Source organism: Mediterraneibacter torques, from assembly GCF_044591705.1.
GTDB classification, from domain to species: Bacteria; Bacillota; Clostridia; order Lachnospirales; family Lachnospiraceae; genus Mediterraneibacter; species Mediterraneibacter torques.
This window is the reverse complement of the sequence record NZ_CP172594.1, coordinates 2945500-2960377: the sequence shown is the minus strand read 5'-3', so window position 1 is coordinate 2960377 and position 14878 is coordinate 2945500. Positions and strand designations below refer to the sequence as shown.

Sequence of the window (14878 nt, the reverse complement as noted above, 5' to 3'; positions counted from 1 at the left end):
AAGTTAATTATCACACGTTTCCTTTCTTTTAATATCGTGGTTCAATACAATTCAGATACTATGGACTTTTGATTTTTCCCTGTAGCCTTGACTACTCGACTGGAGTGTATTGCCGCTACCTTTATCTGAATTGTTTATTAGCTGGATGTTGCCGGAGTGTTTTTCACTCAGAGTACTTATTTCTATCAAGTCTACGATGATAATCGATGGTGGACATCATGGTATCAGACTTTATGAAAGGGAGGTACAACCTCATGAAAATTTTTGTAGGCATTGATATTGCCAAACTCAACCATTTCGCCGCTGCGATTTCTTCGGACGGTGAAATACTCATTGAGCCGTTCAAATTCACAAACGACGCTGATGGCTTCCAACTGCTGGTCTCTAAGCTCGAATCATTCGATAAGAACAGCATCATCATCGGTCTTGAGTCGACGGCACACTACGGTGACAACCTTGTTCGATACCTTGTTGCTGAGTTCTACCAAGTGTGTGTGTTGAACCCCATCAAAACCTGTCAGATGCGTAAGAACAATGTTCGTAAAACAAAGACAGATAAGGTCGACACATTTGTTATTGCTAAAACTCTTATGATGCAGGATGACCTAAGATTTATTACCTTCTTTGATCTCGATATGATGGATCTTAAGGCCTTGGGGCGCTTTCGGCAGAAAACCATTAAGCAACGCACCCGATTGAAAATCCAACTGACAACCTATGTTGATCAAGTATTCCCGGAGATTCAATACTTTTTCAAATCCGGTCTGCATCAGAATGCTGTCTATGCTCTTTTAAAAGAAGCACCTTCTCCAAAAGAGATTGCTTCCATGCATATGACTCATCTGGCAAATCTGCTCAAAGTGAACTCGCACGGACATTTTACTAAAGAGCAGGCCAAAGAATTAAGAATTCTCGCACAGAAGTCTGTCGGTGCCAACGACAGCGCTATATCTATTCAGATAACTCAAACCATTCAACAAATCGAGTTACTGGATAGCCAATTAGAAAAGATTGAAGCTGAGATGACGGATATCATGAAATTTAACGATTCTGTCATCATGACCATTCCTGGTATCGGTTATATCAATGGTGGAATGATCCTTGGTGAAATAGGCGATATTCACCGTTTCTCCAATCCAAACAAGCTGCTTGCTTTTGCAGGCCTGGATCCTTCTGTTTATCAGTCTGGTAACTTTCAGGCTAAGACAACAAGGATGTCCAAACGTGGCTCTCGTGTTTTACGATATGCTCTTGTAAATGCAGCTTGGAACGTTGTCAGGAACAACGCAACCTTCAAGGCTTATTATGATGCCAAGAGGGCTGAAGGCCGGTCTCACTACAATGCACTTGGGCACTGTGCCGGCAAGCTTGTCAGAGTCATCTGGAAGATGCTCACTGACGAAGTAGAATTTAACCTCGAGTAAGAGATCTGTATACCTATATCGATAGATTTTGAAAAAGCACCCTAAGGGAGCTCTATTAAAGTTACCCTTTTTTACCACCGATATGAAAAAGAAATTTTTTGCTAATTTATGGTTGACTTTTCATAGCTGGTCTCCTGTAAAAGTTCCTGTTTTATTCGTATGATGCCGTGACAGTAAAAGACGGTCACATGCCGATAGTTATCGTAGCATTTGAAAAAAACACATACAATAGACCTTACAGTCATTTAAAATAAATGACAAAGATTTAAAATAGAGAGAAAAACTTAACAAAAATAAAAACCAGAATTTAACGTAAAACTAACAAAAATAAAAATCATGGAAAAAATAGTGGAAGCAAAATGATTTCAGAAAAATACGAAAAACGGTTGTAGCAGACAGATGAAACTGTTATAATAGATGAGGTATTTACAAATATTAAAAAAGTAAAATAATTGTAATTAACAGCTTCAAAAGAGCTGATAATTAAAATAAAGGTTGCCATAACAAAAATCCTGAAAACAGAATGTTTTCAAGGAAAAGCGGCATTTGTCTCGTTAGTTAAATGGATATAACAGGGTCCTCCTAAGCGGTAGATGATTCGAGTCTAAATTTTGCATACAACTTAATATTTTTGATAGATGTCTCAGTAGCTCAGTTGGATAGAGCACACGCCTCCTAAGGGTTAGGTGGAGCAATCCCCTTTCGGAAGCGATTTATGAAATAAATTTGAAAATTGCTCCATTACAATTAAATAAGTCTCAGTACCTCAGTAGGATAGAGGGTTCGCCTCCTAAGCGAAACGTCGCAGGTTCGATTCCTGTCTGGGACGCCAGCAAACAACGCTGAAAGCCTTGATTTATCGAGGTTTTCAGCTTCTTTTGTTTTTGGCTTATAACCTGTCGGATAAGAACATATTCAATTTATATTTTGCAATTTCTTTTGATTTTCAGAATTTGTAATTCGATATTTTTATGACTGTTTGAGTAGAAGAGTTTGCTAACACTTTTTTTATTTTGAAAAAATATCAGAAGATTTTTGAAGATTTGCTAACACTTTTGAAAAATTACTTTGAAGCTGATTGTTTCAAAAGCATTGCTTTCATCTCCGGCGTAAGTGATTTTAAAAGCTGTAAAAGCTCCATATCACTGTCTGATAAGCCGTTGTTTTCTGGCTGAACTTCCTCATTTTGTGGTTGCATTTCTGAATCATGGTTTAGAGTGGAATAAAATTGTTCGTCCATCTTTTGAGCATTGTAACGTCTATCTTCGTCTATGATTTCTGAATAAACGTCTGTAACCATTTCTGCTTCTGCATGACCTGTATCGCCTTGTACCGATTTTACATCGCCGTTGGTCATTTTCAATTTGTATCCTGTGGATAAATGACGCAGACTGTGGAAAACAACTTTTTCATAGCCATTTTGTTCGCATAACTTTTGAAATCTGTCTCTCACAATTCTACTTTCAACGGGATTTCCATTTTCCAAAGCTATAACAAGGTTGTAATTGTTATAAGCGTCTCCTAGAAATTCCTGTAATTCCTTTTGGTCTTTTTGATATTGCACCAGCAATTCTGCAACTGTCTTTGGCAACCATACGGTACGATTACTTGTTTCTGTCTTTGGTGTCTTTAATACAAGCCTTGTTGTGCAATGTGGCTTTTGTGTTGGAAAAATCTTGATAATATCTTTTTCCTTTAATTTCTGCATAGCTTGTGCATTTACTCTGGAAAGCTCTTTGTTGATGATTACCCTTGCGTTATTCGTTGCAATGGATTGTTCATCAATAATCACATCTTCCCATGTAAGACCTGTAATTTCTCCAATACGCATTGAGCAGGAAAACGCCAAATGCATACAGATGGTTAATAAATCGTCGTCTGACTGCTGAATTGCTTCACGGAATGTATCTACACTCCATACTTTTCTTTTTACCTTAGGAACTTTAGGAAGCGTTGCTAATGAAGCAGGGTTACGCTTGTTGGTATCAATATATTCCCAACGGATTGCTTGATTTAATGCACAGCGTATAATGTCGTGTATTTTCTTGATATTGGCAGGTTGTACGCAACGTCCAGTAGCTTTTCTGTTAGCTCTGGGTACTTCTGGAACACTCAATAAATCGTTGTAGTAGGCAGATAATTTCTTTGTGGTAATCTCATTTAACTTCCAATCCCCGATAAGTGGATTGATGTAATTTTCGATAGTACCGACCTTGCTACTAAATGTACTAGGCGACCATTTTGACGTACCATAGAGATTGACAAATATTTTTAAAAAGTCACAAAGCGTAATATCTTCATCGGTACTATCAAGTTCTTTTTTCGATTCATCAATCTGGCGTGCAAACTGTTCCTCTAAGGGAACAATCACATAACCATATTTTTCTTGATAATACTCAACAAATGCTTTTCTCTGCTTTGCTTCTTTCTTTGTCTCTAACGTATCCCATTTCTGTTTACGTTCTCCTGCATTGTCTAAATACCAGTAAATAACGGAAAATGTTGATTTTCTTTTTTTGATTGAAGCCATAATATATTCTCTCCTTAACAGTTAATTTTGATTTAACCATTTATCGAAAGAATCTTTAGATACCCGTATGGCTCTACCAGCACGAACATAAGCGAACTGTCCACTTTTAACCAATGCGTAAGCCACTTTTTTACTCACACATAATTGTTCTGCAATTTCCTCTACTGTATATGTCTTTTTCTCCTTTTTGGGAGTTTCTATATTTGATGTATCACTTATCACGAGTAATAATAACTCCTTTCCGTGTGATAACAGCAAAATACATACGTTTAACAAGGTCATTATAGCATATCAATAACTCTTGCGGATATGTTTTTTGCCGTTGCTAACACTTTTGCTAATACTTTTTATATGCAGACAAATGGCTTTGGCAAGCTCCACTGGTATCTCAACCATTCCCATTCCTGTGGGCTGAACCGTGTCATACGGGTGTATCATTATCCTGTGTTGCAGGTCATGGCAGAACGACTTTTCCAACGGTCGCTCCCAGATCATTGCATGAATCGCTATCTCCCGATTGGAAAAGTCACGGCGTACAATCTCTGATGGCTCACTGCAAGCACAAACGTATCTGTCTGCATTATTCAGTTGTCAAAGAACTATTAGGCTCTTGTCAGCCTGTACCAATCTGTTTTGATAAATAGACTGATACAGAATGGCAAACTAAGAAGTAAGCGGAACAGGAAAGAGGGAAGTGTTTATATGAAGCGTTCCGCAGATATTACTTATTCGATTTTTATGTCAAATTCTAATATCATTTTCATAATGGCTTCTCTGATACGACCTTTTAACTCCATATCCACAGCGATATATACATTTCCATATTCATCATATAATGGGCGAATACAGCTTTTTGATATATACGGGTCATAGAAATCTAAGATTTTATCAATGGAAATTTTGTCGCCGTCCATAGCCGATGAAATCACATAAAATGATGGCTTCTTATACGAACGTTTTTGTTTCAAATACTAATTTTCCTCCTCTAATGACTTTTTCATTTGTTTTAATGCATAGTGTCGGTTTTGAAATACACCACTTCGGGATATATTCTGCAATTTTGCAATTTCCGTATCACTCATATCCAAGAAATAGTACATAAGTACATTTTCACGGTAACGGTCAGATAATTGTTTAATGACTTTTGCCAGCTCATCGTCATATACATAAATGTCATGTCCACATATATTGAAAGTAGTGTAATCCGTTTTATATGTATCCCATACAGCAACTTTATCTATGATAATGTCGGGAAGCTCACAAAAGGGGATAGCTTCTGCTTGATTCTTTTTCAACTCTTTGTAGTAATCTTTTACAACTCCGAAAACAGTTTTTTTTAAACAACTATCAAAACGACACATTACAGTTTTCTGGAAGTCAGATGGTTTCACATTCTCACCTCCTCCCTGTGCTGTTTTGTATCTATCCCTCTTTCCACTCCATATAAGAAAAAAACAGGGCAGTTGCTAAGTGATTTGAAAAAATAATCGCTATTTTAGATAAAATTTATATTTGCTCTCACTATATAGCCGACGAGAAAGGCTAAAATTGTTCGATTCGATAAAAAAACGACAAAAAAAGACCTGCACATTTAATGTACAGGTTAAAGAAGTGATGATTTTTCATAAAATCAGTATTTAATTTTTGTTGCCATCGTATAAACGTATTCTTCTGGTGTAGGTCGTTTCTTTCCAAAATAACTTGAAAATTCAGCTTGCACATCTGGGTCATCGCTGTAATACATTTCATCAATGGTTGACTGAATACGTTCTTTTACTTCTAATACGGAAACACCCTGTTGATGTGCAATCGCTTTAAATACTTGTTTTGTATCACGTTTTTTGATACCCAACATCTAACCACAACCTTTCTGAATAAATTTATTTCCATTCGATAATACCATAGCTCATTAGTTTTTCACAAACTGGAAGTTACATAAATCTGCTTATCAGATTATATGCTGTGACTACATAGACAAAAATCGCTATGCCTGCAAATATCATGGCATCTTTCTTCGCACCTTTATCATAACACTCCTTTGCATTTGTCAACATAGTTAATCCCATAAAGACAAACATAATCGGCAGTGTTATATCAGTAGAAACTATGTTTATCAGTCCCAGTGAGCCAAAAATAATAGTTAATACGCTGAATATTGCTTTCCATATACGCATACATAGTCCTCCTTTGCAAATTCACAACTTCCGATTTTCTCAATTCTCCAAACTTGAATTTATACCCGGTACTTGTCTCGATTTATAGTCATATCAACCAAATGAAATACAAGTAAGATAATAAAAAAAACGGAAACTATTATTATTCCTGCGCCCAGCTTGATAAAATCAATTATACCGCCAAGACAAAAGAGCATTGCCCATGTCTTAATCCGTTTTCCAGTAACTCTGCATATTTTCTCTGTGTTTAATCCAGTATAATCTCCTGATAAAAACAGCACACTTCTTTCTGTATTCCTTGATTTGATAAAAAATCTTCCAACAAAAAAGAGAACAGTTGCCATCAGTAAATCAATAAATATAATTATTATTTTCATTTTCAACACCTCTAATTCTAAGTTCACAACTTCAAATTGTTTTAATTCTTCTCAGTTCCACTTTCTTGCCCTTCGGACAAGAAGTATCCCTCGCTCAAAGAGCTCGGTCAATTCAAATCTTCTGTTGCTTTCAGTCTCTGCTGAAGACTGAAAGTTACCTTCGCTTTACTATTTCTAATAGTTTTCTCACATAATCATCTGCGTGGTTTATTGAAAACTCTCCATGATACATATTAGGAAGAACTTGTATAAAACTATCCTGCAATTTTTCATGAATGATTTTAGCAGATTTTTTCATTGATTGCTTTTCTTTTTCTCCAACATAAATTTGAACGGTTGCTTCACACTCTCCAATGCCATCTTTTAGTGAATATACTGAGTTTTCCTGTAAAAAGGCAATCATATCACTCTTTCTAATAGCACAAGTATCTTTGTAATATTCATCAAACAAATTCGACTTTATTCGTAGTGATTTGAATTGCAATTTTGAAAACCACTTATACTTTATTAAGCCATAGCAACTTCCAAACGCCGGTTTAATCATAGAATATGTAAATTTTGAAGGTATCACAAGTACACTTTCCACTATTGCATACTTACATATATCTTTGCGTTGAGATAAAATTTCAAGCAAAATCTGCCCTCCAAGCGATAGTCCTCCCATCATTAAAACAGAACTGCCCAATTTGCTATTTACAAATTCTATAATATCCAAAGCATTATTCTCTATCGTTGTAAACTGCTTATCACATCCTGCATGACCATCTAATATAGGCAAAACCACATGATAATCTGTTTGAAGTCTTTCAGCAACCTCTTTGTAATTCCACCATGATAAACCGCCTCCGTGTAAGAGGATAATTACATCGCTGTTTTCTTTTCCATATTCTACATAATTCAACCTCTTTCACCTCACTGTAAACTTCCGATTTTCTCAATTCTCCAAACTTGAATTTGTAATTACATTCCATACATATTGGCATTCTTTACAAGTACTTTATCACCCTTTTCTAATTGTTCCTTGGAAATTCCTCGTAACCCAAGTCCAACATGCTCTGTTTTATATCCACAACCATTTGCTTTTCGTTCTTTTGTATGTACATCGACAGTAGTAATTCTGGTTTCTAAGATATCTCCATTTGCTTTATAAATACATGCATTTTCCCCTTCTCTGCACATCCCTGTTAATATGTTTCCTGTGGCAACTGTTCCAACTCCCATAATTGTAAATATATCATCAATAATCAATTCAAAATCTTCTTTTAAACACGATGGAACATCTAATCTGCTCATGTATTCTGTTTCTCGTTCTTTTTTGCTTTTACCAAATAATCCCATGGTATTCCTCCTTTAAAACTTCCGATTTGTATATTTCTTAATTCATACTATACCATAACAAAATGCAGAATAGTATAGATAAAACAACAAATTACCATACTATTCTGCTGTAATATTTATCCTACAATCTTCCAGTTATCGTCCTTATGAAGCACAAGCTCATACTGTGAGATTTGCGTCATTTTCGACTTGTTATCCAGATACTTTACGGACACACTGACCTTGATGTTATCGCCATCTTTGGTAAAGACAGGGTTTACCAGTTCCGAAAATACATAGTCGCCGGATACAGGAGCAAGCACACCGTCTTTGACATAGTAGGCAAGTTCTTTTTCTGTGGCTGTCGGGTACAGCTTAAAGAATGTTTCCAAGAAAGCAGTAGCGTCCTTGACTGTGTCGGAGCTGACACTGACATCTGTTTCCTGTGCTTTCGGTTCATACTTTGATTTCTGCACTGCCGGAGCAAGGGTAGGATTCTGGGTAATGACCATTGCACCGTCCTTATCCACATGAACGGTCACGGTATAGTTTTCTATGACTGCCTGTGTCTGTTCGCCCTCTTTTACCTGCTGATCTACTTCGTAGGCAACGGTAAAATCGTCCGTTCCAGACTGTTCTACATTCCAGACCAGCACATTTGTAACGGTAGCACTGGTTGGTATATCTGTTCTGATGGTATCGGCGTTCAAGTCCTGTAATTCTTTGGTAATGTATTTACTGATTTCTGTTGTCCTTGCTTCAATGGCTTCCTTGCTGGTATCCCATGAGTAGTAGGCTTTCGCAAAGTTCTTGACGAAATTTTCAATACCGTTGGTATCGTTCAATCTTAACTGAATGATTTCTTTTTCATGTACCGTGTGGGTGTCAATGGCGGTAAAGTTCTTATACACACCAAAGCTGGTGCTTGCCAGAAGCACCGCCCACAACAGCAGGACAGATTTCTTATGTGTCCCGACTTTCATGGTACGCACTTTCTTATTCTTAGGTGCTTTCTCTGTTTTTTCTTTCTTCTTAAACATATTTCAAGTCCTTTCTATTGTTTGATTCTTCCGGCACAAATGATGTGCTGTTGCCAGTAGGCAGAGGTCAAATCGGTATAGCCGATTGGATTTCCGGCATGATACATCTGATTGTTTCCGACATAGATTCCTACATGGGTAACATAGTCACTGGTATTGTAGGTGGAATGGAAAAAGACCAAATCGCCAGCCTGTGCCTGTGACAATGGGATATGCTGGGTTGCGTCATACTGTGCCTGTGCGGTTCGTGGCAGGCTGATTCCGGCTTTTCCGTAGCACCACTGGGTAAGACCAGAACAGTCAAAAGAGGTGTTCGGGTTACTGCCACCATAGACATATTTCCAGCCTTGATACTTCAACGCTTCATTCATAACCGCCTGTACCGTTTCGTTACTGAACTGCTTCACGGTCAGATATTGGTTGACCAGCTCCACATAAAACATATTCCCGTAGTTATAACGCCAGCCACCATTTTTACTGACTGCTATCGGGTTCGTATAGGTCACTTTTGTACCGCCGGATTTATTCTTTGCGAAATTCTCTGCAAGATTGAAGCTGTGCTTTTTCCCGTTCTTCGCCACATAGTCTGCATAGCCACCACCATAGTTGTAAGATTGAATGACCACGTTAATGTCATTCATACCTTTGGCTTTACAGGAAGAAAGCAGAGACGCAAAATATTTACACCCCTGCTTAATGGATTCTTCTGTACTTAATGAGTTTGGCGGTAGTCCCAGACTTTCACTGGACTGCATGACATCGATAGCCGTACCGCCACTTTCCACCTGTATGATGGCAAGCAGGACGTTCACATACTCCGTGATACCGTTTTCTCTGGCGTATTTTTCTACCATCGGCTGATGTTTGAGGACATCGGCTGACAGGTTCATGCCAGAGTAGACAGTTGAATAACTGTTGGAACTGTCGTCATCTTCGCCGGAAATCAGTATCCCGAAAAAGAGGACGATGGAGAAAAGGACAGGAAATATCGTACCTATGATAAGGATACGCTTTAATCTCATTTCTTCCGTCCTTTCTCTGATTGTTTCGTAACAGTCTTACGGGCAGATTTCCCATTGACCTGTGTTTTCTGTACCATAGATTTCTTATGATTGCTGATGGATTCCGCTACGTTTGTCTGGTTCTTTCTGGCAACCGATTTGACCTGTTGTTCCTGTCTGATATTGGTTCGGACAGTTTCTTTTCCAGCCTTGACTTCTGCATTTTTTATCACAGGAGAAGTAACAGGACGTTTCATATCCAGCGTTTTGACCGTATCGTTCTGTGCTGGTTTTGGAACAGGTGTGGCAACAGGGCGTTCATGGCTTCTGGTAGCTCCGGCTGTCGCTGATCCATTCGCATGAACTGTCTGCCTTGCTCCCTGTGCTTTCTGTAATTCCTGCTTTTTCTGTGAGATATTTTCCCTGTGCAGATTGCGTTTCTGTGTACGCTGTTCCTGTCGGTTTTCCCGTTCTTCCACAACGCCACGCTTAAAGTCAGATACGTTATCCTTTGCTTTCTGTTTGGCAGAGTGGACAGCATAACCAGCCTGTGTCGGCAAGTCTTTCACATTTTCTTTCAGAGAGGAAGCACCGTCACGGACTTTATTTTTCGTGTCCATTACAGCACCTACCGCAGAACCGACACGGCTTCCCATCGAAACATCATTGTTCCTTTGTGGTCTGGCTGGTGTAGTTTTAGATGTAGTACGAGCGTGATTATAAGCAGAACCAGCGACTGCACCAGCACCAGCTCCGACCATACTTCCTGTACCCACAGCCCTTGCAAGTCGGCGTTCCATACGTCTTGCCCGATGTCGCATGAATACCATCGGTCTACGGAATATCCGGCGACCTATCTGCTGGCTGTCATTGGCATTAAGACTGAACATACTCATTAGTTCTCCGAGTTTCATATAGATTCCGGCAAAGCAGATTATCTGCAAAAACGCCACCATAAAGAACGGATAGTCCGTGGAGATGTTGTAGAACATACTGGAAATCGAAAATGCCACGGTCACAATCAGTGTGATTCCGGCTCTTGTCATAATGGCATTGAACACACGGACAACTGCCTGTTTCGCCATATTTTCATAGGTTGGTATCATGGACAGTAAGAAGCTGATAGGCAGAAACATGGCATATATGATAAAAAGTATCTGGGAAAATAACATCATGCCGGTAAGCAGGAAGATAAAGATTGTGATACCGAGATTGAAAATGAGCAGGAAGAACACCATGCCAAGACGGTTGACGACCTGCGGAATGGTAAGGTTATCATTGTCGTTATCCTCAATCTCTGTTTTGACGACATTTTCCCTTGTTTCCCCATCTTCGTCTGACGGGCTGGCAGATACCAGAGCTTCCACACGGTCAGTCCCGATTTCTTCGGTATCGCTGTTCCCAAACTGCAACAACAGCCACGGTTTTTCTACCTGTATCGCAAACAGGCTGTCACGGATAAGGTCTACGCTGTCCTTGCCTTTGCTTTCTGAATCGGGGAGCATGATTTTTGTCCCCAAGTCCAGAGAAGCGGTGCTGATGTCCGAACTGAAATCATTGATTTTCTGGATATAGTTAGGAGCATAAGCAATAAAGGAAGCCGATACGATGAACACCACCACAAAATTGATAACGGCGTGAAGTGCCTTGCTTGTTTCCCGCTTGAGAAGTCCTGTATAGGCAGTGTAAATACCTACAATCAGAATGATAATGAGCAGGAATCCCACATAGAACCCACTGCTGGAAAATCCGTTTTCGGTCACTCCGGCAAGTGTCTGGATACTTTTCCCGATACTGTCTGCCATGTCATTGATGAAGTCCAGCTTATACGCCTGTTGCACCACATATCCTGTGGCATTGCTAAGATACAGGCTGATTGTCCAGACAAAATTTGTGATACAGTAAAGCCCGTACTGCACCGATTTTCCAATGCCGTCCAGCCAGTTCCACGGTAGCCAAGACCAGCTATTGTCCACATAGAAATCAAGCTGATAATTGGAAAGCGGATACTTTGAATACAGGTTGTCTGCATTGACCGTATCATCGACCAGTCCAGACGCATGAGCTACCGTCCCAAGCAGGGACAACAGTACCAGCGTGACGGTCACGGCAAGCAGAACCAGTTTCAGTACATGGAATACCTTTTCTTTTGTGACAGATTTCATCATTCCAAATCCACCTCACTTTTTATCGGCGGTCTGGTATCAAAGGCATGGAGCAGTTCTACAAAGACAGGGTGTATCTGTACCACACCGACACGCCCGTATAAATCCTGCATTAAGCATTGTCCGTTCTCCAAATCCCTCAATCGTTTCTGGTTATTTTCGTCCTCACTGTCCAGTCCGAAAAACTCTAAGGTCTGTTTGATTTCATTGGTATCTGTGGAGCGGAACGCAAACTTTAAGCCGATGTTATTTTTCAGACTTTCTTTCGATACGTCCCCAGAGGATTGTGTCACGAAATAGACTCCGGCGTTCATGGCTCTACCAGCACGCACCAGCTTATTTGATAGTGTTTCTCCCTGTGCCACATTTAAGAACGCCCATGCTTCGTCCAAGTCCACGATTTTAAAAATGCTTCGGTCACTGTGAATGAAATCAAGGGCAAAGGTGCTGATAACAATTAAGATGGATACCGACAACAGTTCAATGGTCGTGTATTCCTCAAAGGTAGTATCCTTATCCGGCAGAACCAAATCTGCAACCTGTATGATATTGAGCTGGTTATCCAGACTGATTGCATTTTCCACCGAACCGTCCGAGAATAAAAGCTGTGCAAAATCATAGTCGGTAAAACTTTCGATATGGTCTGCAATGTTACGGGATACGGCGGTATCCTCTTTCCGCAGTTCTTCAATGACCTGCAACAGCCCGTGGTTCTGGTTCTGGGATACGGTACGGACAGCTTTTCTAAGGACAGGGAACTTTTCGCCATCACGACTGCTGATACCTGTAAGAAATGTCAGAATATCAATGGCAAGACTTTCAGCGTCCTTGACATCTTTCATAATCACATACGGGTCTAACAGCCCTTGATTGCTGGAATCACTGGTAATGTTTACAATGTTGATTTCCTCTGCAATCTCCGGCAGTGTTTCTTTCCAGTTTCCACGCTCACTTTTCGGGTCTAGGATAACTGCCTGTCCCCCGAACAGGACGGAATAATACACCAGCAGGTTATTACAGAATGATTTTCCACCGCCAAGCGAACCGACAAAAGCAGAAGCCAACGCATTTGTGACCGTACCTTTTACCCCTTGACTGGCAAGGGACGGTTGCAGGTAGACATTTCTTCCTGTATCCACGGAATATCCGATATAGATTCCTGTATTTTCGCCCAACATCTGGGTAGCACCGAAGCCAAGTCCGGCTAAAAAATCGGATTTCACATACTGGATATAATCATTGATATAACGCTTGCTGGCTGGAAGAAACTCTCCATGCAGTCCCATCATATCTCCGGCAGGACGTACCAGCTTCACGTTCAAATCATCGTAAAAGTCCTTGACTTCATCACAACGGCGTTTCAGTTCGTCAAGATCGGGTGCAGATACCCGTATGACGTAACTTAACTTGTACATACTTTCCTTGCTCTGGTCTAAATCTGTTTCCAGTTCATCGACACTGTCTAAGGCTTCCACCACATTTGAACTTGTTTCGTTTCCGGCTTGATAGGCGTGATTGTCCAAGTCCTTTAATTCCTTTTTCTTATTACGGACAGTGGTTAAGGCTTTCTTATTTCCGACAATCTCAACATTCATGGACGTATCCACAGGGAATGTGAACTGCTGTTGCTGGAAATAAAAGATTTCCGATGATGGGAAGTCCAGTTCTCCGACAATCGCATTGACCGTAAAGTAGGACACATAGCTTTCACTATCCTCATGTTCCAGACGCAAATATCGCTGGCTTTCTTCCACCACGCAACGGGTAGGACGGATAAGGTCATAATACTTAATCAGTGTTTCTCTTTTTAATTTTCTTTTTGGAAGAGGATACTCATAATCTTCATAGGCTATCCCGTCCCTGCCGTAGAGGTGTTCCATCAGATACGCAAAGTCTTTGGCTTCCAGTCGGCGGATTTTGAACCTACGGGAGATTTTGTTTTCCAGCAGTTTTTCCATCTTCGCATAACGGTTGATTTCATCATTGCTCATGGAAACAAAGTCATTCATCAGCGTGTGCCTTACCTCATTCAAAAACTCACGGAATGTCAGAAATACCATTTTTTTGATGTTCTTCAGATTGACTTCGTCCTCTGTGACCATGAGCTTGAATCCCAGAAAGAAACGGTAATCAACTTGATTGTCGCCTATTATGGATACAAGGGCTTCGGTCTGGTCGTCTATTTTCTGATAGGCGACTTCCTTTAATTTTCCCGTTACCAGCTTCTTTGACTGTTCCTGTATGCTTCGGATTGAACTTTCGGTTGCAATCTGCAACGCATGAATCTTTCCCTCACGGGACTGTGCGATAAGCTGACGGAAGCTGTCATGCACAAGGTATTTCTGCTCTGGAGATAAGAACGAATAGTTGTACGGCATCAGCTCATAGTAGGCGAACACCTCATTGTCCTTATTCCAGACAAGGTTATTGTCGATATATTTAATCGGGAACATAGGTCACACTCCTTACTGCCGTGATAGTTTCCTCAAATTTCTGCTTATGCAGGTTCACGGCTTTTCCGGCATAAGTCACTTTGGGACGCAGAGCATACAGCACCATCGTCTTGATGTAACTGTATGGCTTTTTCCCGTCAAAGGTTTTCTGTGACATAAACCATGTAAGAGCAACGGGAATCCCGAAATATTTTAAAAATGCTCCCTCAATCATGGAAAGTGGCGGTACATCTGCAAACAGAATGATGATAAATTCCGTCAGTACAAACCATGTAATCTGGGTAAAGGTCACGGGGAATGGCAGGTTTACATCATTGATGGCATACAGTACCTTTTCCACGTTCCAGATACTTGTATAACTTCGGATTTTCTTCACTTGTAAATGCTCCTTTCTTCA

General features: G+C 40.0%; 15 protein-coding genes and 1 tRNA gene. 2 read left to right on the top strand and 14 right to left on the bottom strand.

The genetic code is table 11. The annotated features are described in order from the left end of the window. Window positions 1-254: 254 nt before the first annotated feature. Together ACH9UM_RS13700 and ACH9UM_RS13695 are read left to right on the top strand one after the other, a co-directional pair. Window positions 255-1424: an IS110 family transposase gene (locus ACH9UM_RS13700; RefSeq protein ID WP_009243756.1), complete on the top strand. Its 1170-nt coding sequence runs from the start codon at window positions 255-257 to the stop codon at window positions 1422-1424. Window positions 1425-2179: 755 nt separating this feature from the next. Next, window positions 2180-2256, top strand: a tRNA-Arg gene (locus ACH9UM_RS13695). Window positions 2257-2487: 231 nt separating this feature from the next. Here the strand turns inward: ACH9UM_RS13695 and xerC are convergent. The 14 genes from xerC to ACH9UM_RS13625 all read right to left on the bottom strand — a co-directional run bounded on the left by xerC (window position 2488) and on the right by ACH9UM_RS13625 (window position 14857). Continuing rightward, entirely contained in the window at window positions 2488-3954 is a 1467-nt protein-coding gene (xerC, locus tag ACH9UM_RS13690) for a tyrosine recombinase XerC (protein WP_005334931.1), read from the bottom strand. A gap of 21 nt (window positions 3955-3975) precedes the next feature. Then, complete coding sequence (locus tag ACH9UM_RS13685) at window positions 3976-4176, bottom strand: helix-turn-helix domain-containing protein (protein ID WP_330609770.1); 201 nt, start codon at window positions 4174-4176, stop codon at window positions 3976-3978. A gap of 503 nt (window positions 4177-4679) precedes the next feature. After that, on the bottom strand, window positions 4680-4868 hold the full coding sequence (locus ACH9UM_RS13680) for a helix-turn-helix domain-containing protein (protein ID WP_005334926.1): 189 nt from the start codon (window positions 4866-4868) through the stop codon (window positions 4680-4682). A gap of 57 nt (window positions 4869-4925) precedes the next feature. Next, window positions 4926-5345: a sigma factor-like helix-turn-helix DNA-binding protein gene (locus ACH9UM_RS13675; protein ID WP_195413308.1), complete on the bottom strand. Its 420-nt coding sequence runs from the start codon at window positions 5343-5345 to the stop codon at window positions 4926-4928. Between the two features lie 239 nt (window positions 5346-5584). Next, window positions 5585-5809: a sporulation initiation factor Spo0A C-terminal domain-containing protein gene (locus tag ACH9UM_RS13670; RefSeq protein WP_118660946.1), complete on the bottom strand. Its 225-nt coding sequence runs from the start codon at window positions 5807-5809 to the stop codon at window positions 5585-5587. 76 nt (window positions 5810-5885) lie between these two features. Continuing rightward, window positions 5886-6128, bottom strand: a complete 243-nt coding sequence (locus ACH9UM_RS13665; RefSeq protein ID WP_002596221.1) for a hypothetical protein — start codon at window positions 6126-6128, stop codon at window positions 5886-5888. A 59-nt stretch (window positions 6129-6187) separates the two neighbouring features. Then, on the bottom strand, window positions 6188-6505 hold the full coding sequence (locus tag ACH9UM_RS13660; protein ID WP_005611085.1) for a hypothetical protein: 318 nt from the start codon (window positions 6503-6505) through the stop codon (window positions 6188-6190). A 154-nt stretch (window positions 6506-6659) separates the two neighbouring features. Continuing rightward, entirely contained in the window at window positions 6660-7406 is a 747-nt protein-coding gene (locus ACH9UM_RS13655; RefSeq protein ID WP_400091590.1) for an alpha/beta fold hydrolase, read from the bottom strand. A 59-nt stretch (window positions 7407-7465) separates the two neighbouring features. Next, window positions 7466-7843: a hypothetical protein gene (locus ACH9UM_RS13650; RefSeq protein WP_008374225.1), complete on the bottom strand. Its 378-nt coding sequence runs from the start codon at window positions 7841-7843 to the stop codon at window positions 7466-7468. Window positions 7844-7959: 116 nt separating this feature from the next. Beyond that, the gene (locus tag ACH9UM_RS13645) at window positions 7960-8862 is read right to left on the bottom strand and encodes a conjugal transfer protein (protein WP_347005490.1); all 903 of its coding nucleotides are present in this window, start codon (window positions 8860-8862) and stop codon (window positions 7960-7962) included. Window positions 8863-8876: 14 nt separating this feature from the next. Further along, window positions 8877-9884, bottom strand: coding sequence for a lysozyme family protein (locus tag ACH9UM_RS13640; RefSeq protein ID WP_400091588.1), 1008 nt, complete (start codon window positions 9882-9884; stop codon window positions 8877-8879). Beyond that, a complete protein-coding gene (locus ACH9UM_RS13635; protein WP_373927776.1) occupies window positions 9881-12031 on the bottom strand; it encodes a CD3337/EF1877 family mobilome membrane protein in 2151 nt (716 codons plus the stop codon). Before ACH9UM_RS13635 ends, ACH9UM_RS13640 begins: the two co-directional genes overlap by 4 nt. Further along, complete coding sequence (locus tag ACH9UM_RS13630; protein ID WP_055267318.1) at window positions 12028-14481, bottom strand: ATP-binding protein; 2454 nt, start codon at window positions 14479-14481, stop codon at window positions 12028-12030. The genes ACH9UM_RS13635 and ACH9UM_RS13630 overlap by 4 nt, the downstream gene beginning before the upstream one ends. Next, window positions 14468-14857, bottom strand: a complete 390-nt coding sequence (locus ACH9UM_RS13625) for a conjugal transfer protein (protein ID WP_005611098.1) — start codon at window positions 14855-14857, stop codon at window positions 14468-14470. The genes ACH9UM_RS13630 and ACH9UM_RS13625 overlap by 14 nt, the downstream gene beginning before the upstream one ends. Window positions 14858-14878 lie beyond the last annotated feature (21 nt).